This window comes from Micromonospora sp. WMMB482, from assembly GCF_019038635.1.
GTDB lineage: Bacteria > Actinomycetota > Actinomycetes > Mycobacteriales > Micromonosporaceae > Micromonospora > Micromonospora marina.
The window spans coordinates 2003482-2026360 of sequence record NZ_JAHOPD010000020.1 but is presented as its reverse complement, the minus strand read 5'-3'; the positions used below and the strand labels follow the sequence as shown (position 1 = coordinate 2026360).

Annotated in this window: 15 protein-coding genes and 2 pseudogenes; 6 read left to right on the top strand and 11 right to left on the bottom strand. The window is 67.9% G+C overall.

The genetic code is table 11. The features are described 5' to 3' along the window. Positions 1–141: 141 nt before the first annotated feature. Together KSK32_RS34165 and KSK32_RS10360 are read left to right on the top strand one after the other, a co-directional pair. Positions 142–6609, top strand: coding sequence for an RHS repeat-associated core domain-containing protein (locus KSK32_RS34165; protein WP_216927926.1), 6468 nt, complete (start codon positions 142–144; stop codon positions 6607–6609). Continuing rightward, a complete protein-coding gene (locus tag KSK32_RS10360) occupies positions 6581–7042 on the top strand; it encodes a hypothetical protein (protein ID WP_216927925.1) in 462 nt (153 codons plus the stop codon). The genes KSK32_RS34165 and KSK32_RS10360 overlap by 29 nt, the downstream gene beginning before the upstream one ends. 127 nt (positions 7043–7169) lie before the next feature. On the opposite strand, the pseudogene KSK32_RS34925 reads toward KSK32_RS10360, so the two are convergent. From KSK32_RS34925 to KSK32_RS10350, 3 genes and pseudogenes are all read right to left on the bottom strand, one after another. After that, positions 7170–7327: pseudogene (locus KSK32_RS34925) on the bottom strand (ISAs1 family transposase); the annotation flags it as partial. Positions 7328–7340: 13 nt separating this feature from the next. Continuing rightward, positions 7341–7643 carry a transposase gene (locus KSK32_RS10355; protein WP_254186869.1) on the bottom strand — a complete coding sequence of 101 codons (303 nt, stop codon included), beginning with the start codon at positions 7641–7643 and terminating at the stop codon, positions 7341–7343. Then, a pseudogene (locus tag KSK32_RS10350) lies at positions 7627–8857 on the bottom strand (IS3 family transposase). The gene KSK32_RS10355 and the pseudogene KSK32_RS10350 overlap by 17 nt, the downstream one beginning before the upstream one ends. Positions 8858–8964: 107 nt before the next feature. On the opposite strand from KSK32_RS10350, the gene KSK32_RS10345 reads away from it, so the two are divergent. Then, positions 8965–11442 carry a Nuclease sbcCD subunit C gene (locus KSK32_RS10345; RefSeq protein ID WP_216927920.1) on the top strand — a complete coding sequence of 826 codons (2478 nt, stop codon included), beginning with the start codon at positions 8965–8967 and terminating at the stop codon, positions 11440–11442. Positions 11443–11745: 303 nt separating this feature from the next. Here KSK32_RS10345 and KSK32_RS10340 read toward each other — a convergent pair whose 3' ends face one another. Beyond that, on the bottom strand, positions 11746–13011 hold the full coding sequence (locus KSK32_RS10340; RefSeq protein WP_216927931.1) for an IS701 family transposase: 1266 nt from the start codon (positions 13009–13011) through the stop codon (positions 11746–11748). A gap of 379 nt (positions 13012–13390) precedes the next feature. Between KSK32_RS10340 and KSK32_RS10335 the strand changes: the two genes are divergently transcribed. Beyond that, positions 13391–13831 carry an aldo/keto reductase gene (locus KSK32_RS10335; protein WP_289256096.1) on the top strand — a complete coding sequence of 147 codons (441 nt, stop codon included), beginning with the start codon at positions 13391–13393 and terminating at the stop codon, positions 13829–13831. A gap of 88 nt (positions 13832–13919) precedes the next feature. Here KSK32_RS10335 and KSK32_RS10330 read toward each other — a convergent pair whose 3' ends face one another. Continuing rightward, entirely contained in the window at positions 13920–14330 is a 411-nt protein-coding gene (locus KSK32_RS10330) for a RidA family protein (RefSeq protein ID WP_216927918.1), read from the bottom strand. A 78-nt stretch (positions 14331–14408) separates the two neighbouring features. On the opposite strand from KSK32_RS10330, the gene KSK32_RS10325 reads away from it, so the two are divergent. Next, positions 14409–14786: a helix-turn-helix domain-containing protein gene (locus KSK32_RS10325; protein ID WP_216927917.1), complete on the top strand. Its 378-nt coding sequence runs from the start codon at positions 14409–14411 to the stop codon at positions 14784–14786. Between the two features lie 40 nt (positions 14787–14826). On the opposite strand, the gene KSK32_RS10320 is transcribed toward KSK32_RS10325, so the two are convergent. The 6 genes from KSK32_RS10320 to KSK32_RS10295 all read right to left on the bottom strand — a co-directional run bounded on the left by KSK32_RS10320 (position 14827) and on the right by KSK32_RS10295 (position 19191). Next, positions 14827–15537: an excalibur calcium-binding domain-containing protein gene (locus tag KSK32_RS10320; RefSeq protein ID WP_289256092.1), complete on the bottom strand. Its 711-nt coding sequence runs from the start codon at positions 15535–15537 to the stop codon at positions 14827–14829. Positions 15538–15725: 188 nt separating this feature from the next. After that, positions 15726–16469, bottom strand: coding sequence for an EcsC family protein (locus tag KSK32_RS10315; protein WP_216927916.1), 744 nt, complete (start codon positions 16467–16469; stop codon positions 15726–15728). An 80-nt stretch (positions 16470–16549) separates the two neighbouring features. Continuing rightward, positions 16550–17542, bottom strand: coding sequence for a P1 family peptidase (locus KSK32_RS10310; protein ID WP_216927929.1), 993 nt, complete (start codon positions 17540–17542; stop codon positions 16550–16552). Positions 17543–17589: 47 nt separating this feature from the next. Continuing rightward, positions 17590–17931: a DUF1330 domain-containing protein gene (locus KSK32_RS10305; protein ID WP_216927915.1), complete on the bottom strand. Its 342-nt coding sequence runs from the start codon at positions 17929–17931 to the stop codon at positions 17590–17592. A 48-nt stretch (positions 17932–17979) separates the two neighbouring features. Then, positions 17980–18510 (bottom strand): hypothetical protein, encoded by a 531-nt coding sequence (locus tag KSK32_RS10300; protein WP_216927914.1) that lies wholly within the window; start codon positions 18508–18510, stop codon positions 17980–17982. A gap of 72 nt (positions 18511–18582) precedes the next feature. Continuing rightward, entirely contained in the window at positions 18583–19191 is a 609-nt protein-coding gene (locus KSK32_RS10295; protein WP_216927913.1) for a class I SAM-dependent methyltransferase, read from the bottom strand. Between the two features lie 166 nt (positions 19192–19357). Here KSK32_RS10295 and KSK32_RS10290 point away from each other — a divergent pair, with 166 nt between their 5' ends. Then, positions 19358–22852: an NACHT domain-containing NTPase gene (locus KSK32_RS10290; protein WP_216927912.1), complete on the top strand. Its 3495-nt coding sequence runs from the start codon at positions 19358–19360 to the stop codon at positions 22850–22852. Positions 22853–22879 lie beyond the last annotated feature (27 nt).

Sequence of the window (22879 nt, the reverse complement as noted above, 5' to 3'; positions counted from 1 at the left end):
CTTTGGTCGAACCGGGAGAGCCTGATCGTTACCTTACCGTGATCTCGGGGGTTGCCGGGAAGTTGACCTTGCGTGCGAGAGTCCGTGCGGACGTCTCAGCCATGGATGTCCGGCGATTCCCCTTGACCGAGTGAGGTGGCGATGACTGTGCCGGGTCTTCAGCACGGGCAGGCACGCAGACGACTGCGCGGAGTTCTTGCTGCCTGCGTCACGATGACCTGCGTCATCGCCGGGTCGTGGGTGCCCGCCTACGCCGCCGCGCAGCAGCCGACCGCGCCGCCGAAGCCGTTCCCGGGACGCGCCGTCAAGGGCGTCAAGCCGATCCCGTCGCACTTCACCACCCCACGAAATGCCGCCAAGAGCAGCTACACGCCCACCGCGACGCGGTGGCCTGCTGCCTCCGCCGCTTCGGTGACGCTATCGGCGTCGAGCCGGGTCACCTCGACGGCAGCGCGCGCTGGGAGTGCTCCGGTGTGGGTGCGCCCGACGACCGCGCGAGGTCGGTACGCGGGGCCGCCGAAGGCGGACGTTCGGGTGCTGGACCAGACAGCGGCGCAGCGGGCGGGTGTCGCCGGCGTGCTGCTGGCCGTGTATCCGCAGGGGCAGGGATCAGGGAACACGCGTGTCGGCGTGGATTACGCCGGCTTCGCCGAGGCATACGGGGGCAACTACGGCTCCCGACTGAGGCTGGTGCGGCTGCCGGCCTGTGCGCTGACCACACCTGAGATGGCCTCTTGCCGGGCCGCCACGCCGCTGGAGTCGACCAACGATACGCAGGCGCGCACAGTGTCGGCGGAGGTCACCCTGACCGGTGCATCCTCCAGTGATCGCACGGCGGGCGCGGCGGCGCCGATGGTGTTGGCGGTGGCCGCGGCCGCGGGCACCACCGCAAACGGTGCGGGCACGTATGCGGCCAGCGACCTGAAGCCGTCCGGGTCGTGGAGCGGCGGCGGTAGCTCCGGCGCGTTCACCTACAGCTATCCGGTCACGGTGCCCCCGGCAGCCACTGGCCTGGTGCCGGATGTGGCCCTGTCGTACAACTCCAGCAGCGTCGACGGGCAGACCGCCTCCACCCAGGCCCAAGCCTCATGGGTGGGTGACGGCTGGTCCACGCCCCAGTCCTACGTCGAGCAGTCGTTCATCTCCTGCGCTGACGACCCGGAAGGCACCGCCTCCCCGAAGAAGACCAATGACCTCTGCTACGACGGCCCGATCCTCAACATGTCGCTGAACGGATCCACCTCAACCCTGGTGTGGGACGCGGGCAAGCGGGTGTGGAAGCCGATGTCCGACAACGGTGAGGTCATCACCCGCGTCATGAACTCCAACAACGGATCCGGCACCCACGACACCGACTACTGGCGCCTGACCACCCGCGACGGCACCGTCTACGAGTTCGGCCGTAACCAACTCCCGGGCTGGACGTCGGGCAAGCCCACCACGAAGTCGGTCGACACCGTGCCGGTCTACTCGCCGCACCCGTCCGGGCCGTGCTACAAGTCCGCCGGGTTCACCTCGTCGGTGTGCACCATGGCACGCCGGTGGAACCTGGACTACGTCACTGACGTCCACGGCAACGCCATGGCTTACTACTACAAGCAGGCCACCAACTTCTACGGCCGCAACCAGGGCGCGACCATGGACTCCTACGTCCGGGACAGCTACCTCGAGCGCATCGACTACGGCTTCACCGCCGGCAACGTCTACGGCACCGTCCCGAACCAGATCGTGTTCAACATCGACGACCGGTGCCTATCAGGCACCTGTAAGCCCCTAAGCGCCGCGACCAAGGCGAACTGGCCCGACGTGCCCTTCGACCTGATCTGCGCATCCGGCGTCACCTGCTCCTCCCGGAGCCCGTCGTTCTTCTCCACCGTCCGCCTCGCCTCGATCACCACCAAGCAGTACGACACCGGCAGCGCCCAGCACGTACCCGTCGACTCCTACGCCCTCACCCACACCATGCCGAAAACCGAGGACGGCACCTCACCGACCCTGTGGCTGGACTCGATCACCCGCACCGGATACGACCTCGCCGCGGGCGGGTCGACGGAATCAAAATCCCTGCCGTCGGTGTCCTTCGGCAGTATCCGCCTGCAGAACCGTGTCGCGCTCACCGACGGGTTCCCGGTGTTCAACCGGCACCGCCTTGAGAGCATCACCACCGAGACCGGCTCGGTCATCACCGTCTCCTACGAGCGGACCAAACCCTGCACCACGCCGGTCACCCTGAACCCGGCGACGAACACGACATCCTGCTACCCGGTCCGGTGGACCCCGGACGGTCTCGCCGCACCGATCCTCGACTGGTTCAACAAGTACGCCGTCACCCGCGTCAGCGCCACCGACCCGACCGGCGGATCCGGCGGCACGTTCACCAGCTACGCCTACCCCGGCGATCTGGCGTGGCACTACGACGACAACGAACTGGTCAAGGCGAAGCACCGCACCTACGGGCAGTTCCGCGGATACGGCACCGTCCAGACCTTCACCGGCGACGGGGTCAACGACCGGCGCACGAAGTCCACCACGGTCTACCACCGCGGCATGTCCCGCAACAACGGTGGCCCGGTCGTCACCCTCACCGACTCCACCGGCGGCACCCACGAGGACATCGACCAACTCGCCGGCCGACCCTTGGAGGACAGCCAGTACATCGGTGAAGGCGGCGCGGTCGACAACTCCACCATCACCGCCTACTGGGTATCCGCGTCCTCAGCCACCCGCGAACGGACCGGGCTGCCGGACCTGACCGCGAACTGGGTCGCTCCCGTACTCGAGCAGACCAGGCAGACCGTCACCTCGGGCGGATCGACCACCTGGCGGGTGAACCAGACCGACACCAGCTACGACGCAACCGTCTCCTCACCCACCTTCGGCCTGGTCAAGGCCACCTACAGCCACACCGTCCCCGCCAACACCGCATACGACCAGTGCACCACAAACAGCTACGCGCCGGTCAACACGACCAAGAACCTCGTCGGCCTGCTCAGCGACACCGAAACCGTCTCCGTGGCCTGCGCCGGCTACACCGCCGGCACACCCGCCTCCGAACCCGGCAGCCTCAACACCCTCACCGCCCCGACGACGGTCCCCCGGCCGGCCAAGGTCGTCTCCCGCACCCGCACCTTCTACGACGACACGTCCTGGTCGACCACGTTCCCGCAGACCACACCGCCCAGCAAGGGCAACGTGACCATGACCCGGCAGGCAGCCGACTACACCGGCGGCGCCTACACATGGCAGACCACCGCCCGGGCAACCTACGACGGCCACGGCCGGGCGAAGGACACCTACGACGGCAACGGCAACAAGACCACCACCACCTACACCGAGAACAGCGTCGGACTCACCACCGCAACCACCATCGCCAAGCCGCTCGGCCACAGCCAGACCACGACGATCAACCCACGCCGAGGACTGACCGTCACCACCACCGACGTCAACACCGTCGCCACCAACCAGAAGTACGACGCCCTCGGCCGGGTGACCGCCGTCTGGCTCAACTCCCGAGCCACCACCGCACCGGCGAACTACAAGTTCACCTACGACGTCTCCAAGACCGGAGTCACCGCCACCACCACCGAGCGGGCCAACGACTTCAACGGCTACCTCAAGTCGATCGTCATATACGACGCGCAACTACGCCCGCGGCAAACCCAAACCGTCACCCCGCAGGGCGGGCGGCTGATCACCGACACGTTCTACGACAGCCGCGGCTGGACGGAAGAGACCTACAACGGATGGTGGGACCCCACTACCACGCCGACGGTCGGCAATCCGGTCACCGCGCCGAAGCTTCCTTCCACGGTGCCCAGCCAAACCTTCACCACCTACGACGGCCTGGGCCGGCCCGTCATCGTGAAGCAGGCCAAGGACAACCTCGTCGTCTCCAGCACCACCACCGTCTACAACGGCGACCGCACCACCGTGGTCCCGCCCCTCGGCGGCACCGTCACCACCACCGTCACCGACCCCCTTGGCCGCAAGAGCCAACTCCTCGAGTACACCAGCCGACCGACGCTCAACACACCCGCCGACACCTTCACCGGTACCTTCACCACCACCGGCGGGACCGCCCTGACCTCGACCTACGGCTACGACGGCCACGGCAACCAGTCCACCCTCACCGACAACGCCGGCAACCCCTGGACCTCCCAGTACAACCTGCTCGGCCAGATCACCAGCAAGGACGACCCCGACGCCGGCGAGACAACCGATATGACCTACGACGGCAACGGCAACCTCACCGAATCCACCGACTCACGCAGCAAAACCGTGTCGTACACCTACGACGCGCTCAACCGCAAAACCGCAAGCTACGCCGCCGCCAAAACCGCCCAGTCGGCGAGCAACCAACTCACCGCCCTGTTCTACGACAACTCCAACAACGCCGTCACAAACATGCCCAACCCTAAGGGGCAGCTCACCACCGCCACCGCCTTCTGGAATGGCCAGCCCTACACCACCCAGGCCAAGGGCTTCAACGTATTTGGAAAGCCCACCGGGGAAACCGTCACCATCCCGCCGACCGAAGGTGGCCTCGCCGGCCCCTACATCTTCAGTTACATCTACACCACCAACAACGGACTTCCGCTCAAGACCATCTACCCAAATAAGGGTGGCCTGCCAGGCGAAACCGTCCTCTATGGCTACGACGCCTTTGACCAGGTAGATCACTTCGGTGGCCTCAACGGCTACCTCAGCGCCGTTACTCAAGACGCCTACGGCCGCATCAACAGCCAAACCCTTGGCTCCGCCCCCAACCAAGCGGCCATCACCAACACCTATGACGAGCACACCGGCCGACTCAAGCAACAACTCGTCACCCGCACACCCACCACCCCAGGCAACGTCGACCAGCAGAACTACGACTACGATCTCACCGGCAACGTCACCCGCCACACCAGCACCCGCCTCAACGGGACCGCAGCCGAAACCCAGTGCTACACCTACGACCAGCTCCGACGCCTCACCGCCGCCTGGACAGCCACCGACAACTGCACCACCAACCCCACCGCCACTAACCACGGCATGGTCGGCAACACCATCGGCGGCAACAGCGCCTACTGGACCAGCTGGACCTTCGACTCCCTTGGTAACCGTAAGGGACAGACCCAACACAGCCTGACTGGTTCTACGGATACCACTACCGACTACATCTACGACGGCAACAGCGCGGGCCAAGCCCACACCCTCACCTCTACCAATACCACTGGGGCGACGACCGCCTCTACCAGTTATCGCTACGACACCGCCGGTAATATGACCACCCGCAACTCTCGCAATGGAAACCAGACCCTCAGCTGGAACAGCGCTGGACAACTGATTTCGATCGCCAGTACCGCTGGAGACAGCTCCACTCTCTACGATGCTGCTGGCAACCTCCTAATGCAGAAGGACCCAGGGGTCGTCACGCTGTATCTGCCAAGTGGCCAGCAACACAGCCTCAACACGACCACCCAAGGTGTCACTGGTGTCCGCTACTACCCCCTGGCTGGGGGCGCCGGCGTCCGAACCGGTTCCGGCACCAGCTACACCTTCGCACTCATGGATATTCAGGGCACCCCCACGTTATACCTAAACAACACGGCCCAGGCTCCAACTTGGCGCCAGTACACCCCATACGGTGAGAGCCGCGGGGCGAATGCCAGCTACCCCGACAATCACGGCTTCCTAAATAAGCCGCTGAACAACAAAACTGGCCTTACTCGGCTCGGTGCGCGCGAATATGATTCCGCTACCGGTCGATTCATTTCTGTCGACCCTTTACAGGATCTGGCGGATCCTAAGCAGTGGAATGGCTACGCGTACGCCAATGGCAATCCAGCCACGCTCAGTGACCCGAGTGGCAAGATCCCAAGTGACTGCCTCCAATTTGACTGCCGCGGCTATGATCCTCGTCCGCTGAAATCAGGCGATGGTCGAGGCGCGGGCGGGTGCCCCCGGGGATGCGGCACAAAGAGAAACATCGACTGGGGTAACGAGACTGGCGCGTCGTCGACCAGGAAAAATAACAAGAAATCGACTACTGGAGAAGACCTGCTGCTCGCCTTCGGGTCAGGTCGTGGCGGAAACTATACGTTTACCGACGGCGACTATTTCGCGGAGCAGCTAAGGCGGGATGTTTTCTATCAAGACGCTTTGGGGGGAATTGCTCAAAGGGTGTACTTGGGAGAAACTAGGGGTGTCGTCAAGAAAAGCCTTGGTGACTGGAGCAGGATGAACCATTCGATCGGCGAATTGGGAATCATCTTGGAGTACCTTATCCATGGATCGACCCCTTCCAACCTGGAAGTCGCTATCGTTGGCTCCTACGAGATTAGTTGGAAGGCGAGCAATATCGGTAGCCTTGGTGACGCCAAGCTAGAAATAACCATTACGAACCGAATGAGCGCGGCCTCGCTCACGAGGCCGCCGGTAATCGGCTACGCAGATGGGTATGACAAGTACGGTCGCGGCGTGGGTGCTAAGATGCTCGATGAAGCGTTGCCAACTCAAAAGCAGACAATCGTCCTGCATGAGCAGATCCCAGCTAGCAATTTCCGCACCGGCCCACCGCCTCCTGTAATCTGCCGCAATGTCATCTCAGGCAACGGAGGCTGCTGATTTGGAAAGAGGCCTGATGAAGAGAAGTCGCCTGCTGGTGATGGTTGGGCTCTCCGTTGTGCTGATCGCGTGCTGCGGCACGTTCGGGCGAACCTTGTGGCCGCCGGTAAGTCACGGGGCGTTATGCGGCAAGTTCGTGTCGTCGCAGGGTGGCGAGATTCAGATCCAGAGCACCGGTGCTTTTGAGGTTACCGATGCTATATTCGGTTGGAATTCCGATGGGAGCATGGAGAAGGTGTCCGGCAGCGGGAATCTGCGTCTTGAGCGCAGCCTGACAGCCAATGCGCAGGTCGCTATGCCGATGAAGGATGCCAAAGCCACGCTAGAATTGAAGACTAAACGTAATTGGCGGGGGGATATTTCTCTGTGGCATTACGTGGATGACCCGGATAGTGGCGAGCGTGAGACGTTCCGGAGAGAATCAGAATGCTGACTTTGTTGAGGAACGGAACCCGCGCGAAGCGTTTCCGATCTGTGGGATCCGGGATTGACAGCAGGGCCTCGGAGTAGTCCTCGAAGGTCCGGTTGGTTATGGGATGCCGTGTAGGGCCAGGGTTGTAGCGGGGTTGGTGTGGGCGGCGGGCGCTGGCGGTGTTCGCCCAGCCTGCGAGGCGGATGGTGCCGCAGACGATGTCGTGCAGGGCGGCCATGACGGCGGGGTGTTGTGGGTGCGGATCTGGCTGGCGTCCTCGCCGAAGGTGACGTCGCGGATCCAGTGCGGCTCTTCTAGGTTAAGCGGGATTGAGGAGTCCGCGGTGGCGTCGGATGGTGGCGGTGCGGGTGCGGAGGCGTTGGTTGGCGGGGTTGCGGAAGCCGTAGGCGTCGCGGGCGACGGTCTTGATCACGCGGTTGGTTCCTTCGGAGCCGGCGTTGGTGATGCCGGTGGTTAGGAACGCGAGGATCTGCGGCCACCAGGTCTCGGTCGTGGTGGCGAGGCGGTGCAGTTCGGGCAGGTCAGTGGCGGCGCACCGGGTGTAGAAGAGGTGTAACTGAACCGCCCCGGGTTCTGTGGAGACCTCAGCTGTTGGCTCCAACCACCTCACGGGGCTGGGGTTGAGCGTAGAACATCGATTCGTATTCGGTGGGTGGGAGGTGGCCGGTTGCGGAGTGCAGGCGCTGGTTGTTGTACCAGTCGACCCACTCGGCGGTGGCTAGTTCGACCTGGGCGAGGCTGCGCCACGGGCGGCGGGGTTTGATCAGCTCGGTCTTGTAGAGGCCGATGGTGGACTCCATCAGCGCGTTGACGCTGCCGATGGAGGCGTCGATACCGGCGTCGAGCAGGTGGGCGGTGAACCGGAAAGACGTGTACTGACTGCCCGCGTCGCTGTGATGGACCAGGCCTGCCCCGACGGGCTGGCCGGTGCGGTCGCGGCGCCACAGCCCCATGTCCAGGGCGGCGAGGACCAGCGGGGTGCGTTTGTTCGTCGCCGCGGACCACCCCACGATCGCCCTGGAGTAGACGTCGACGACGAAGGCGACGTAGACGACGCCGGACCAGGCCGTGACGTGGGTGAAGTCCGCGACCCAGCACCTGTTCGGGCGGGCGGCGGTGAAGTCCCGGTTGAGCAGGTCAGCGGCCCGCTGATGCCCGGGATCGGCGACCGTGTTGCGGATCTTCTTGCCCCGCACTACGCCGGTCAGGCCGGCGTCGCGCATCAACCGCTCGACCGTGCACCGGGCCGTCGGATGCCCTTGGCGGCGCAGCTCATGCCAGACCTTGCGAGCTCCGTAGACGCCGTAGTTCCCCGCATGGATCTCCCGCACGAGTTCGGTCAGCTGCGCATCGCGCACCTGACGCTTCGACGGCGTACGCTTCTTTGCCGCCCAGTAACCGCTCGGGGTGATCTGCAACCCGTGCCGGCGCAGCACGCGGCAGATCGGCTCGACTCCACCAAAGCGGTCCCGATGCTCGTCGACGAAACTCACGAGCGTGTCGTAGGCCGGTCGAGCTCGGCCGCGAAGAAAGCCGACGCGGCCTTCAAGATCTCATTCGCCCGCCGCAACTCGGCGTTCTCCCGCCGCAGCCGCTTCAGCTCCGCCGACTCCTCCGACGTCACCCCCGGCCGCCGGCCGTCATCGACCTGCGCCTGCCGGACCCACTTCCGCAACGTCTCGGCCGTGCCGATCCCCAACCGGGCCGCCACCGCCGTGATCGCCGCCCAGTCCGACTCGTAGTTCGGCCGCACCTCCGCGACCATCCGCCCGCCCGCTCCCGCAACTCCTGCGGATACGGCTTCGTTCCTGCCATCTCTCGATCCTTCCCAAGCGGGGAAGTCTCTACAAGATCCGGGGCGGTTCAGTACTTACGGGGCCAGCGAAGCTCGTCAGGTCGTTGACGCGGCGATCGCGGCGGGGTTGCACGCGGTCGCCATCACCGATCACAACACCGCCGGCTGGTGTGATGCGATGGCTGAGGCTGCCCGGGGCACGCCGCTTGTGGTGCTGCCGGGCGTGGAACTCAGCACGGCCGAGGGGCATCTCCTCGCTATCTGGGACGAGGGGACCCCGGCCCAGTTCATTGAGGACGTCCTCGTCGAACTGGGAATCCTCCGCGCCGATCACGGAGATCTCCACAAAGCCTTACGCACCGGCTTCGCCGAGACCGCCAAGATCGTTGCCGCCAGGGGCGGCCTGGTGATCGCGGCGCACGCCGACCGCGAGAAGGGCCTGCTTCGGATTCCCGTCGCTGACCACGTCAACCAGACCATGCTGGACCCGGCCATCGCCGCCATTGAGATCGTCGACATCGCGGAGGCCGAAAAGATCAGGACACGGCTGGACGGCAAGCGCGACCTGGCAGTGGTCCGCAGCTCCGACACCACCGCGTCCGGCGCCAGCGCCCATGTCCTCCACGGCATCGGTAACCGCCGGACCTGGATCAAGGCATCGAGGCCCGACCTGCGCGGGTTGCGGCATGCATTGGCGGACCCGTCACTGCGGATCCGCCTCGTTGAACCTGCGATGCCCGAGCACACGGTGATCGAGTCCGTGACAGTGACCGGCGGGTTCCTCGATGGGCAGCAGTTTGAGTTCTCCGGCGACCTGAACTGCCTGCTCGGCGGAACCGGCGCGGGCAAGTCGCTGCTCATCGAGTTGGTACGGATCGCGCTCGACCAGCAGACTGACGCCGACGACTTCCCGCAGGTGCGCAAGGAGGTCGAGTCCCGGCTCAAGTACGCCCTCACCTCGGGCTCGACCGTCGAGGTCGTGCTCACCCGCGGCCAGGCACGGTGCATCGTCCGTCGCGCCTACTTCGAGGACGGATCCACACAATCGGAGTTCGTCGGTGACACCGAGCAGCTGACCGGGCTGTCCGGGCGAATCGCGATCACCGGATTCTCGCAGAGCGAGGTAATCGAGTACGCGCGGACGCCGGTCGGCCGGATGGCGCTCATCGACTCCGCCCTCGACCTGACCGAGTTTGAGATCCGCGAGACGGACGCGGTGGCCCGGCTCAACGACAACGGGCGTCTCATCAGCGGGCTCGAATCGAAGATCGCGCAGGCCAAGCAGAAGCTGCAGACTCTCCCGGACGTCGAGAAGCGGCTGGCGGAGCTGTCCGACCTGTTCGACGGCGAGACCGTCAAGATGCAGGCGAGCTGGAGCTCGGAGAAGGCACTTTTCGACACCTTGGTCGGCATACCCGAGCTGAAGGTCGCCGCCCGGACAGCCGGCGGGGACAAGTTCCGGGGCTCGGCCGCCGTCGCCGGCAACCAAGATCTCTACGAGCGAGCACAGGCGGCGTACACCCAGTTGAACGAGGCGATCGACGCGGCCAACGCACAGCTGTCCGAGGCCCTGCTGGTCGTCAACAAGGAACTCGCCGCCATCAGGCAGGAATGGCTCGATCGGTATAAGCAGTTCGACCACCAGCTCGCCGAGGCCGTAAGCCGCATCGACGTCGACAACAAAGGGCTCAGCGCGCTGCGGACCCGCCTGATCGAACTCCAGACGGAGAAGGCCAAGCTCAACACGCAGCAGACCCAGCTGAACGAGGAGTTGCTGCCCAGCCTGACCACGGCCAAGGCGTATCGGGAGGAGCTGATCTCCGAACTGCTGGACGCACGCAAGGCACGACGGCGGCGACGCGAGGAGCGGATCAAGGCGCTCAACAAGCTGATGGGGGGCATCGTCCGAATCAAGATGCTCCCTGAGAACGACGACTCGGCCTACCTGGCCGACCTGTCGGCCATCGCCAAAGGCTCCCGGCTGCGCAGCCCGATCCTTCAGCAGATCTGCCAGGAGTCCACGCCGGTCAAGCTGGTCCGCTCATTCCTCGCCGGGGACGTCGACGGCGTGTGTGCCGCCACCGGTGTCGAGCGCAAGCACATTGAGACCCTGTTCGAGCACGTGACGGAGAAAGGCACGATCGAGGACTTCTTGCAGATGCAGACCCTCGACCTGCACGACGGCCTCTCCGTCGAGTTCCGCAAGCACAGCAACGACGGCTACGTGCCGATAGAGCGGCTCGCCCACGGCCAGAAGTGCACCGCGATCCTGATCATGGCCCTCGCCGACGGCAACGAACCCCTGATCATCGACCAGCCCGAGGACGCACTCCACGCACCGTGGATCGAGGAGTACCTCGTGGCGAAGCTTCGCGACCTGCGAGGCAGCCGGCAGTACATCTTTGCCACCCGCAGCCCTGGCCTCGTCGTCTCCGCCGACGCCGAAATGATCATCACCCTCACCTCGGACGCCACGAACGGCGTCGTCGAGGCGACCGGGTCCCTCGAACGCCACGACCTCAACGTCCTGGCGTTGTACCACCTGGAAGGTGGCCCCGTGCCCTTCAAGCGCCGGACGGTCAAGCTGGCATCGTCGATGTCGTAGCTAGCGAAAGAGCTGGTCGAGGCGACCCCGAAGACCGTGCTCGAATAGTTGGCATCCCGTTAGACCATGGGCGCGAAGCCCGTGCTGGCACCATGAGCGCAGCGAGTGGAGCCGGCGGTTCTGGACATAGGCTGGTTCTCCGTTGGTTGCCCCGTGGCTGCTCGGTGGCTGCTCGGACGTCGGGGAACTGGCACGGACGTGCCGGGACTCACTCGGATTCCGGGCCTCGTCTGGCGACGAGCCGCGATCGACGAGCCCTGATGCAGAGCCTGGACCTCCTAGTACGGCAGCCGCCGTTTGGGATCATGGTTGAAGTTCGAGGTTGAGCCGGCGTGTGTAGTGGGCTCGTCGGGCTCGGGCTTGATGCCGTCGTCGCCAGCCTGACCAGTGCAAACGATGGGCGAGGTCGGTGATCGGGCGGATGAGGCAGGCGTTGATCAGGCGGCGGACCTCGTTGACGGTCAGCGTGATCAGTCCCGTGTCGGTGGGCTCGTCGTGGGTGGCGTCAGCGGCGCTGATTGTCAGCACGGCGAGGGCGGCCAGGGCGAGGGTGGTGAATCGGTGCCAGGAGTCCCAGCGGCGGACCTGGTGCTGGTCCAGGCCGACCTGGCTCTTGGCGGCCTGGAAGCTCTCCTCGATGCTCCAGCGGATTCCGGCGACCCGCACGAGCTGGACGAGGGTGGCCGGTCTCGGGGTCCAGCAGCGGTAGAAGGCCAGCTCACCGGTGGTGATGTTGCGGCGGATCAGCAGGCTGTGCCGGCCGCCGTCGTCGGGGTCAGCGTCGGTGCACACGTCATCGAGCCAGGCCCAGTCGTAGAAACGCGGCCCCTTGGATCCGGCGCCGGCTGAGCGGCGCTGCCACGCCGAGGCGGGCAGGTCAGCGGCGATCCGGTCGGCGCGGATGCGGGTCTTGCTGCCGTCGATCGGCACCAGGTGGCTGCGGGACACCGCAAGGACGTAACCGATCTCGTGTTCGCGCAGGCCAGCGCGGAAGGCGGCGCTGTTGCCGTAAGCCTCGTCCGCAGCCACCCACCCGGCCGGCACCCCGGCGTCAAGGGCTGCGGTGATCATGTCGGCGGCCAACTCCGACTTGGTGGCGAACTCGATGTCCTCGGGCACCCCGGCAGCAGCACACCGGTCGCGGTCGTCGGTCCACGACGCTGGCAGATACACCCGCCGGTCGATCAGGGTGTGCCCGTCGGCGCCGGCGTAGCCCAGGAACACCCCGACCTGACTGTTCTCGATCCGCCCTGCCGTGCCGGTGTACTGGCGCTGCACCCCGACCGTGTGGATGCCCTTCTTCAGATCGCCGGTCTCGTCGACGGCCAGGACCGCGTCCGGACCGCCGAACCGGCCGGCGATCATCTGCCGCAGGTCGTCGCGGACGGCGTCGGCGTCCCACACCGCCCGGTACAACAACCGCTGCATCGCATCCGGCCCGGCGTGCCCGGCCTGCTCGGCCAACTGCCAACACGTCTTGACCTCAAGGTCAGCCAGCAGCCCGGTCACGAACTGTCCGGCCGCCCGGCGCGGTTCCACCCGCCCGAACCGGCCCGCGAAGCAGCCCAGCACCTCGGCCAGCACCCGCTCCCACCGTGCAACAGCTAGGCTGTGGCACGCGGCCACCGCAAGATCTGAAGTTATGTCCACAACGTACAGACGATCACGCGGTGGCCGCCCCGCGTCCACCCCAGGTCACCAGCAGAATCTCAAACGGCGGCTGCCGTACTAGTACCTATGGGGACTCGCGCGGACCGGACGGGTCTGGGGCGGACGGTTGAGCGGCCCGATCAATTCCATAGACGAGCATCGGTCTACGGATCAGAAGGTTAGGGGTTCGAGTCCCTTCGGGCGCACAAATGATCAAGGCCGTGACCTGCAGGAACGGGGGTCACGGCCTTCTTCTTTCCCGGTTCACTGGTCGTCGGTTCCGTCTGGTGGGACGTTGGTGCTCTGGCGGGTCATCGAGCCGGAGGTCCTTCCGCTCTGCACGCGCCAGGGTGTCGGCCAACTCGCTTTTCAGCCGCTGGCTCAGGGTGTGCTCACCGGAAAGTACCGGCCCGGTCAGGCCTGGCCCGAGGGTTCGCGGGCGGCGTCGGGCGGTCGAGCTCCCCGGTTCATCAACCGGGTTCTGGGCGAGAAGGTGCTCCTCGCCGTCGAGGAGTTGCGTCCGGTCGCCGAGGCGTCCGGGCTGTCCCTCGCGCAGCTCGCCATCGCCTGGGTGCTGAGTAGGCCCGGAGTCGCCTCAGTCGTCATGGGGGCCACCAGGCCGGAGCAGGCCGACGACGAACACGACGCGACCGCCACGACGATCCACGGGACTGCCGTCCCGACCCACGGCCTGAAGTCACCGGGCTCACCCGGGGCGACCCTCGATCTCGATCCTTGATCACCCCGCCGGCCGTCACGGACAGCGCCGCCCGCAAGCGGACGAGGAACATCCACCGCCGCAATCCATCTGGATCGGGAAGGCGCGATCAGTGCGCGATCGCGGTCGCCTCCAGTTCCACCAGCACGTCGGGCTCGAAGAGGCGGTCGACCCCGATCAGCGACGCCGGCGGAAGCGGCCACGGCAGGCCGAGTTCCTGGACGACCGACTCGATCCCGGCCATGAACGGCCCGATCTTCTCGGGCGCCCAATCCGTGACGTAGAACGTCAGCCGGACCACGTCCTCGAACGAGGCGTCCGCGCCGGTGAGGGCGCGGCCGGTGTTGCGCAGCACCTGCGCGACCTGCCCGGCCAGATCCCCGGGCGCGACGGGGGAGCCGTCGTCCAGTCGTGCGACCTGGCCGCTGACGTGGATGTGGCGCGATCCGGTGGCGACGGCCACGTGGTGGTAGGGCGTGTTCGGCTGAAGACCGTCTGGGCTGAAGCGGGTGACAGGCATGGTTTCTCCTCCGCAGGACAACTTAGGTTTACCATTGATACCTAGTTGACGAAGGACACTTCAAGGAGACCTGGTTCCATGGGCGATACCGCCACCCCTCAAGACGGCGAGCTGCGTGTCGACGCACCGCACCGCGAGCTGCTCGACCAGGTGCTGGACAAGTGGTCGCTGAGCGTCCTCAACGAGCTGTGCGAGCGCCCGTGCCGCTTCAACGAACTACGCCGAGCGATCCCGGCGGTGACGCAGAAGTCGCTCACGGCGACCCTGCGACGACTCGAACGCAACGGCATCATCGAACGGCACGTGGTGGCGACGCGCCCGGTCGCGGTCGAGTATCGGATCACCCCGCTGGGCAAGACGCTGCGTGCGCCGATCGACGTGCTGCTCGAATGGACCGACGCCCACATGGCGCAGATCGAGCACGCCCGACGGGCGTTCGACGCCGAGCTGGAGTGACTACCGGGGCGCACCGCACGGTCCGCCCCGGCGCCGGGTGTCACTCGCAGACCGTGCCGTCGTTGTCCCGGTCGATGTACCAGTAGTACTCGGGATCCTTGCCCTGCCGGTACGGGCCGTACCCGTTGGCGTTCGCCTCCTTGCAGGTGCCGAAGCGCGGGTCGTTGCCACCGCCGCCGGAACTGCCGCCACCACCCGTGCTGCCGCCTCCGGTGCTTCCGCCGCCGGAGTCGCCGTTGCCGCCGCCCGGCTCGCAGGCCTCGCCGTCGAGGTCGCGGTCCAGCCCGGTCCGGTACCCCGGCTGGCCGCGCAGCAGCGGCGCCTTGCCGGCTGCGCGTACGGCATCGCAGTTCTTGAAGTAGACGGCGGGTTTCGTGGTCCTGCGCGGGCTCGGCTTCGACGCGGGCTTCGCGGTGGTCGGCGCGGCCGTGGTCGGTGACGGCGACGGCTCCGGCGACGCGGTGCTGACCTCGGGCGCGGGGGCCGTGGTGGCGGGCGCCGCCACGGTCGGCACTTCCTGGGCGACGGCCGGTGCCGTGTCCGGTTCGGTGGTGGGGCCGGCGGCGACGCCGATGCCGAGCAGCCCGCCGCAGCAGGTGAGGACCGCGACGCCGCTGACGAGGAGCACCTTGATCGCCGCGGGCTGGCGGCTCCACCACGACGGTCGCGGCGGCGGCGCGAACGGCATGCCGGGCTGGTGGGGCGGCGGAACCTGTCCGTGCCACTGGTTCGGGGGAGGGAGTTCGGTCACAGCGGGCAGTGTGGAGCGACGTGCCCGCACCGGAGTGTCGTTGAGCCGACAGACCGGCCCTTACCGGCGCGACAAGCGACGAAGTGGCGGGCGGCTGCCGGAATACCGGCATCGATGCCGCGGATGATCGGACCCGGCCCCGCGCCGAACGGCCGACGACGAAGGGCCGGGAGCGGGACGCCCGCCGATCAGGAAGTGAGCGGGGTGAACAGCTTGTTGGCGGACCGGCCGACCGCGCCGGTCAGCGTCGCGTCGATGCCTCCGCCGACGATCCCGCCGACGAACGGTACGGCCTTCGCGAGCGTGATCACCGCCCGCTTCGTGCCGTACTTGGCGAGCAGCATGAACCCGAGCTTCTGGTTGATCTTGCGGATCAGGTCGATGGACGTCTTCCTGATCGCCTGCTCGGTCAGCTTGACACCGATCTGGGCTCCGAGCGCGCTGAGCGTCGACTGGATGTTCGAGCCCACCGCGACGAGCGGGATCATCGCCTGCGTGTGCGGGTCGTCGAGGTCGTAGCCACGCAGGTAGGCGATGGCTCCCGCCAGGCGGACGTTGATGACGAGTGCCCCCGCGACGTTCGCCGGCAGCGTGATCGGCAGGGTGAGGAAGCCGCCCAGGCCGGTGACGAACCCGGCCGACCCGGCGGCCATCACCGACTCCTTGATGAGCCGTCCGATCACCTTGTCGACGTCCTCGGCGGGGGTGCCGCCGCGCCTGCCGAGCAGGGAGCTGTCGTACCTGTCGCCCTGCACGGCCCGCAGCCGGGACTCGGCCCAGGCCGCCGAGCCGGTCACCGGCCCGATGCCGTTGCGCACCACCTTGTTGACGGTGTTGACCAGCGCCAACGCGGTACGGCTCGTCTTCTCGTCGTCGTGGTCCCCGGGGGCGGGCTGCTCGCTGTCGAGCCGCGATTCGGCGGTGTCGTCCATGGCGAATCACTCCAGCCGTATCGATCATCGCTGTCAACACGACTGTCGTCCGTCGGTCACCGCCGTCCGTCGACAGTGGATCAGGCGTACGGCCGGGCCGTCAGCCGTCCCGCCGCCGCCAGGCGCTCGACCGCCGCCCGGTGGGGAACCGCGTGACTGGTACGACCGCCCACGCCGGTCGTGGTGACGGCGGTGAACAGCGAGTTGAGCAGCGCCTCCTCCACCGCGTCCAGCACGCCGGCGAACACCGGATCGATCGCGGCGTCCGGGATCGGTGGCTGGTCCGACGTGGTGAACGCGATCGCGTAGTCCCCGCTGGTGTTGCTGAAGGACGCACCGACCCGCGCCATCGCGAACACCGCCCGGCGGGCGAGCCGCCGGAGCTGGCGCGCGTCCAGGGGTACGTCGGTCGCCACCACGATCATGCACGAGTTGCCCGGCGGTTCGGTCCGGTCGGCGGCCGGGACCAGCTCGTCGACCGGTAGCGGCACGCCGAGCGCGGTGAGGACGCCACCGAAGTTGGACTGCACCAGCGCGCCGACCGTCCGCGTATGGTCGGTGGTTCGGACCGTGCGGGACGAGGTGCCGATGCCCGCCTTGTAGCCGAGGGCGGTGGTGCCGGCGCCGGCCCCGACACAGCCCTCGGCGGGCAGACCGCCGGTCGCCCCCGCGACAGCGGCCAGGACGTGTGCCTCGGCGATCGGACGCCGCCGGATGTCCGACAGGTGCCCGTCGTTCGTCTCACCGACCAGCGGGTTGAACGACAGCCCGTCCGGCCGGCGCTCCATCAGATGCCCGAGCAGCGCGTCCGCCGCCCGGAACACCGACAGCGTGGCGGTCAGCACGACCGGAGACTCCAGTACGCCGAGCTCGTCCACCTGGGTCGAGCCGACGAGCTTGCCGTGGCCGTTGCCGGCGTACACCGCGGCGGGCAGCGTCCACCGCCCGGCGCCGAGCTGTTCCGGCACGATCGCGGTGACGCCGGTGTGCAGGTCGGCGCCGTCGTCGATGGTGGTGTGGCCGACCAGGACGCCGGGGACGTCGGTGATGGCGTTGTGCGGCCCGGTGGGCAGCGATCCGACGACGATCCCCAGGTCGCGGGCACGCCGTCCGGGCCGGTTCAGGAGGCCGCCGCCCGGATCGCCTGCGCCATGCCGGCCGGGGAGTAGTCCTCCGGGACGCCCTCGACCAGGATGATGTCGCCCTCGATGTGCCGCGAGCGCAGCGGCGCGATCTCCTGGTAGGCGGGTGAGTCCCACCAGGCCCGCGCCTCGGCGATGCCCGGGAAACCGAGCATCACGACGGCGCCGGGCCAGGCGCCCTCCTTCACCTCGTGCGGCGTGGCGTGCACGAGGAAGCGGCCGCCGTACGGGGTGAAGGTGGCCGGAAGTCGCTCGACGTACTCGGCGATGTCCCGGTGCGGTGCGGCGTCCTGGAGGTGGGCGATGACGTACGCGGGCATGGTGTCCTTTCGGCCGTCGGGCTCCGAACGCCGATCCTGACACAGCGGTCAGCACGCTTTCTCGCCCATTTTCGTGAACTCGTCGAGCGGGACCGTCCGCAGCACCTCCCCGCTGTCGTCGAAGTCGGTGACCAGGACCGAATCCGGCCGCAGCTCGGCCAGTTCGGCGATCCGGAAGTCCACGCCCTCGGTGCGGAAGCTGTTGTCGTGGGTGGCGCCGGAGACCCGGAAGGCCGCCTGCGCTTCGACCACCGGCCCGGGCGGGAAACCCTCAAGGGGTACGAGGGCGGGCGTGGTCGCGTCGCGCGGCACGTCGTACTTCCGTCTCGGCCAGTACGGCCGCTCCGGCGTGGGCGCACCAGGCGAGGCGGACTCCGCCACGGAGGTGAGCACCACGAGGTCGGGCGGCCGGTCCGCGCACCAGGCGAGCGCCGCGTGCGGCCGGCCGTGAGCGTCCACTGTGAGGCCGGTGACGCCCTTCACCTCCGGCGTACAGGAGGTCAGCCCGGCCAGCACGACCAGGGCGGCGGCCGGTGCCGCGACGGCCCGGCGTGTCCTCGTACCCCGGAGAGCGGTCATGCTCCGACGGTGACAGCGCCGTGTCACCCCGCGATCCGCGTTCGGTTGCGGCCCGGTGACAACGTCGGGCGCTCAGGCCCCGGATGCGACGGCCGCGACGGCGGCGTGCGGCCGGTGGGCGTCGTCGTCGAGGCGCGTCAGGCGCTCGACCTCGGCGAACCCTGCCTGCCGCAGCCGCGTGGAGAACTCGTCCACCGGCCAGCGGTACGCGGTGGCGACCTTGTGGTCGAAGGCGCCCACCTCATCGCCGACGAAGATGCCGGCCACGAGCGGTCCACCCGGCACGATCGCGCGGCGGAACTCCGCCAGGACGCCGTCGAGGCCCGGTGGCGGGAGGTGGATCAGCGAGTACCAGGCGAGGATGCCGGCGACGGAGTGGTCCGGGACGTCGAGGTCGTCCACTGACCCGAGCCGGTAACGGCCGTCCGGATGCGTCGCCCGCGCGTGCGCGACGAACTCGGGAACCATGTCGATCCCGGTGGCGTCGACGCCCAGCGAGCGGAGGTGGCCGGTGAGGTGACCGGGCCCGCATCCCAGGTCGAGCACCGGGCCGGTCCGGACGGTCAGGTGGCGGCCGATGAGGGCGAGGTCGTCCGCGTGCACGTGCCCGGTGGTGCCGAACAGTTCGATGTAGAGCGTCGCGACCGCCCCGTACGCCTGCCGTACCCGTGTGTGGTCCACCCGTCGACTATAGGGCTCGGGCGCCTTGGCCGCATTTACCGGATGAATGAGATGAATGAATGGAAAAGTCGTCGCAAAGCCGCCGACCGGTGAGGAATCGATAGCTTTCCGTCACTGAAGTTTCTATCCTTGAAGAATCCCGATCGCCAGCAGCGGAAGGGGCGGCATGCCGCGCCGTTCGAGCCTCAGCTATCGAGATGCGTTACGACTGCTGGCCCCGGGCAGCGCGCGCATCACCGAGACCGACAAGGTCGTCAGCGCGGGGATCCTGGGCGCCGGCGCCCTCTCCCACGGCACGGCGCTCGCGCTGCTCGGCCCGAAGAACGCGCTCATGCAGCTCGTCCGGGACGCCACCGGAAACCAGGCCGGGCGCATCCGGGCAACCGGCGGAAAATCGTATTACGAGCTGCTGGAGGCCAGCCATACCGTGCTGGCCCTCTCCGCGTTCTTCGACGGTTTCCGCGACGAGGTCGGGCCGGGTTTCGACCGGCTGGAACTGACCGACGAGGAAAAGGTCGGCATGGTGCCGGCCGAGCGTCGCCACCACACGCTTCCGCAGGAGATCGACGGCGGCTACTTCCCGCTGCCCTCCTCCGTGCACGGCATGGACGACACCCGGCGGGACGTCGAGGCCGCCTACGTCAAGCTCTACGACGCCACCATCGCGTTCTGCGAGGGCCTCGCCGCCTGGCCGTCGGTGCGACGCGGGCTGGACCTCACCTCGATGCGCTCCCGCGTGGTGGGCCGGGCCATGTGGCACTACGAGGACCGCTTCGACCGGCTCGCCGCGGACCTCCCCGAGTTCGGGTTCCGGATGATCCGGCAGGCGATCGAGCACAACCTGATCGACAACCGGACGCTGACCACCGAGGTCTCGGCCCGGCTGGATGCGCTGGCGCAGCTCTACCGCAACCTCGCCGAGTTGTCCGGCCCGGTGGCCGCGGACCGTTCCGACCTGCTCCGCGAATCACTCGACCGGCTCACCGGCTCGCTGGGCGCGGTGTTCCGGCAGCCGCTGCTGCGGATCAAGGACGTCGACTTCCACCTGCGCCTGCCGAACGTGGACAGCGGGTTCATCAGCCCCGACTTCCGGGCCGTCGAGTACGGCAAGCACACGTCCCCGGAGCGGGAGCGCTGGTGGGAGGACCAGCCGCGCCGGGGTGACCTCGTCGGGTTCCTCTCCGAATACCTGACCGACCCGGCGAGCCTGCACCGTCCGCTGCTCCTCCTCGGTCAGCCGGGCGCCGGCAAGACGCTGCTGACCCGGGTGATCGCGGCCCGGCTGCCGGCGGACCGGTTCACCGCGATCGTGGTGCCGCTGCGCCGGATGTCCGGGGACACGTCGCCGACGGAGCAGATCGAGGCCGCGATCGAGCAGGTGATGGACGAGCGTATCCGCTGGGCGGACCTGCGCCGGGCCACCCAGCACACCACGGTCGTGGTGATCTTCGACGGGTTCGACGAACTCGTCCAGGTCACCGGCACGGCCCACTCGCAGTACATCGACCGGGTGGCCGAGTTCCAGGAGACCCAGTGGGACCTGGGCTACTCGGTCATCCCGATCATCACGTCCCGGATCCTGGTGATGGACCGCGCCAGCGTGCCCCAGGGCGCCGTGCTGGTCCGGCTGGAGGATCTGACCGACGCCCAGGTGACGGCCTGGCTGGCCGCCGTGAACGCGGCGAACGCGGACCGGCCCGGCTACCGCCGGCTGTCCGCAGGGGAACTGCTGTCACACGGCGAGCTGGCCCGCCAGCCGCTGCTGCTCACGCTGCTGGCGATCTACTACAACGAGCACTGGGCCGACCGCCGTCCCGGCGCCGCCATCTCCCGGTCCGACCTGTTCACCGGCCTGCTCACCGCGTTCATCAGGCGGCAGGTGAGCGAGAAGACGCCGATCGCGCTTCCGCCCCACGAGCGGGAGGCACGCGAGCACCAGCTCCGGCGCGACCTGGCGATCACCGCGTTCGCCATGTTCAACCGCAACCGGGAACTGGTGAACCGGGCCGCGCTCCGCCTCGACCTCGACTGCTTCGGCGCCGGGCCCGGAGACGGCTCCCGGTTCGAACTCGGCGACGTGCTCGGCCCGGAACAGCTGGTCACGGCCGCGTTCTTCGTGGTGTACGGCCCGGACGACGTGCAGGGCGAGGACGCCCGGCGCACGTACGAGTTCCTGCACACCACGATCGGCGACTTCCTGATCGCCGAGTACGTCATCGGGGCGCTGCGGAGCCTGGCCGAGCTGCGCCGGCACACCCGCAGCCCGGCCGGCTTCGGCTATCAGCTGGACACCGGCCAGTTCCGGGCGCTGCTCTCCCACCAGCCGCTGGTGAAGCGGGAGGCGGTAATCGGTTTCGCCCGCGAGCTCAGCTCCCGCCACCCGGAGGAGCGGGGTGGGATCGTGGAGACCATCGCCGGCCTGCTGGCCGAGGCCCGGCAGCGGACCGACCTGGCCGGTGTGGACGGCTACCGGCCCGCGCCGTACGACCCGGTGCGGCTGCTCGCCGCGTACACCGCCAACCTGGTCGCGCTCGCCGCGCTGGTGTCTCCGGACGGCGTACGCCACACCGACCTGATGGACGAGGCGACCTGGGTGTCCACGGTCCGGCTGTGGCGGGCGGGGCTGGACGAGAAGGGCCAGCTCGCGATGATCAGCTGGCTCGACCGGGACGCCGACGGCCGGATCGTCGCCGAGCGGCGGCGCGAAGGGCGGGGCGAGAAGGTGAACGTGGCCGCCGAGGAGGCGCGGCTGCTCGGCGACATCACCACCTACGGCCAGTTGCAGGCGGGCGCGCGGACGTGGCGCGGCCAGCAGCCGGACAGCTTCGAGGCCGGCCGCTTCCACGCCGACCTGGTCTCGCTCGCCACCCGCCGCTGGCCGGTGCCGTCCCTGCACCAGCTCATCCTGTACGACGAGCGCAGCTACCGGCGGCTGTGGGCGCGCGCCGTCGAGTCACCGGAGGCGGTGTCCAGCACGAGCGCCACGGTCCTGCTGGAATGCCTCGCCGAGGACGGCGCGCAGTTGCCCCGCGAGGTGGTGTGCGGGCTGACCCGGGTGGCGCTGAGCCGGCTGCCCGACTCGCCCACCGCGCCGCCCGAGCTGATCATCTCGTGCCCGTACCTGATCGACGAGTTCCCGGAGCTGGTCGACTCGCTCGGTACGACCGACGACCACGCGGTGCTGCACGCGCTCATCCTGCGGCACGGGCTGCACCGGCTGCCGCAGCGGTACGTGCCCCGGGTCCGCCGGGTGCTCGCCGACATCGAGGACCGGCTCGCGGAGCTGCCGCTGGAGGACGGCGTGGTGTCGGCCGAGATGGCCGAGCAGTTCGCCGCCGCGCGGGTCGACAACCGCACCGCGCTGTGGCTGCTGATGGCGCTGAGCGAGTACGCCGACCTGGCCTGGCCGAAGATCCCGCCGAGGACGATGCACGCCCTGCTCGCGCACCGGCTGCCGGACGAGTTCCTCGACGAGGCGAGCCTGTGTCGCCTGCTCCTGGACTACCTGCGGGCCCACGACCGGGCGCCGGCCGAGGTCTCGCTGGCATCAGCCCTCGACACGCTGCGCGTCCTCGCCGCGTCCGACCCGTCCGCCGACCAGACCGACCAGGCCGGCACGTCCGATCACACCGGCCCGATCCCGGCTGCCGAGGCGGTCTGACCACGCCACCCGTACCGCCACCACCCG

What these genes read in the sequence shown, in the direction of transcription:
- KSK32_RS34165 (WP_216927926.1), top strand. Translation starts at nt 142, where the DNA reads ATGACTGTGCCGGGTCTTCAGCACGGGCAGGCACGCAGACGACTGCGC.
- KSK32_RS10305 (WP_216927915.1), bottom strand. Translation starts at nt 17,931, where the DNA reads ATGCCCGCGTACGTCATCGCCCACCTCCAGGACGCCGCACCGCACCGG.
- KSK32_RS10315 (WP_216927916.1), bottom strand. Translation starts at nt 16,469, where the DNA reads ATGGACGACACCGCCGAATCGCGGCTCGACAGCGAGCAGCCCGCCCCC.
- KSK32_RS10330 (WP_216927918.1), bottom strand. Translation starts at nt 14,330, where the DNA reads ATGCCTGTCACCCGCTTCAGCCCAGACGGTCTTCAGCCGAACACGCCC.
- KSK32_RS10300 (WP_216927914.1), bottom strand. Translation starts at nt 18,510, where the DNA reads ATGACCGCTCTCCGGGGTACGAGGACACGCCGGGCCGTCGCGGCACCG.
- KSK32_RS10360 (WP_216927925.1), top strand. Translation starts at nt 6,581, where the DNA reads ATGTCATCTCAGGCAACGGAGGCTGCTGATTTGGAAAGAGGCCTGATG.
- KSK32_RS10325 (WP_216927917.1), top strand. Translation starts at nt 14,409, where the DNA reads ATGGGCGATACCGCCACCCCTCAAGACGGCGAGCTGCGTGTCGACGCA.
- KSK32_RS10290 (WP_216927912.1), top strand. Translation starts at nt 19,358, where the DNA reads ATGCCGCGCCGTTCGAGCCTCAGCTATCGAGATGCGTTACGACTGCTG.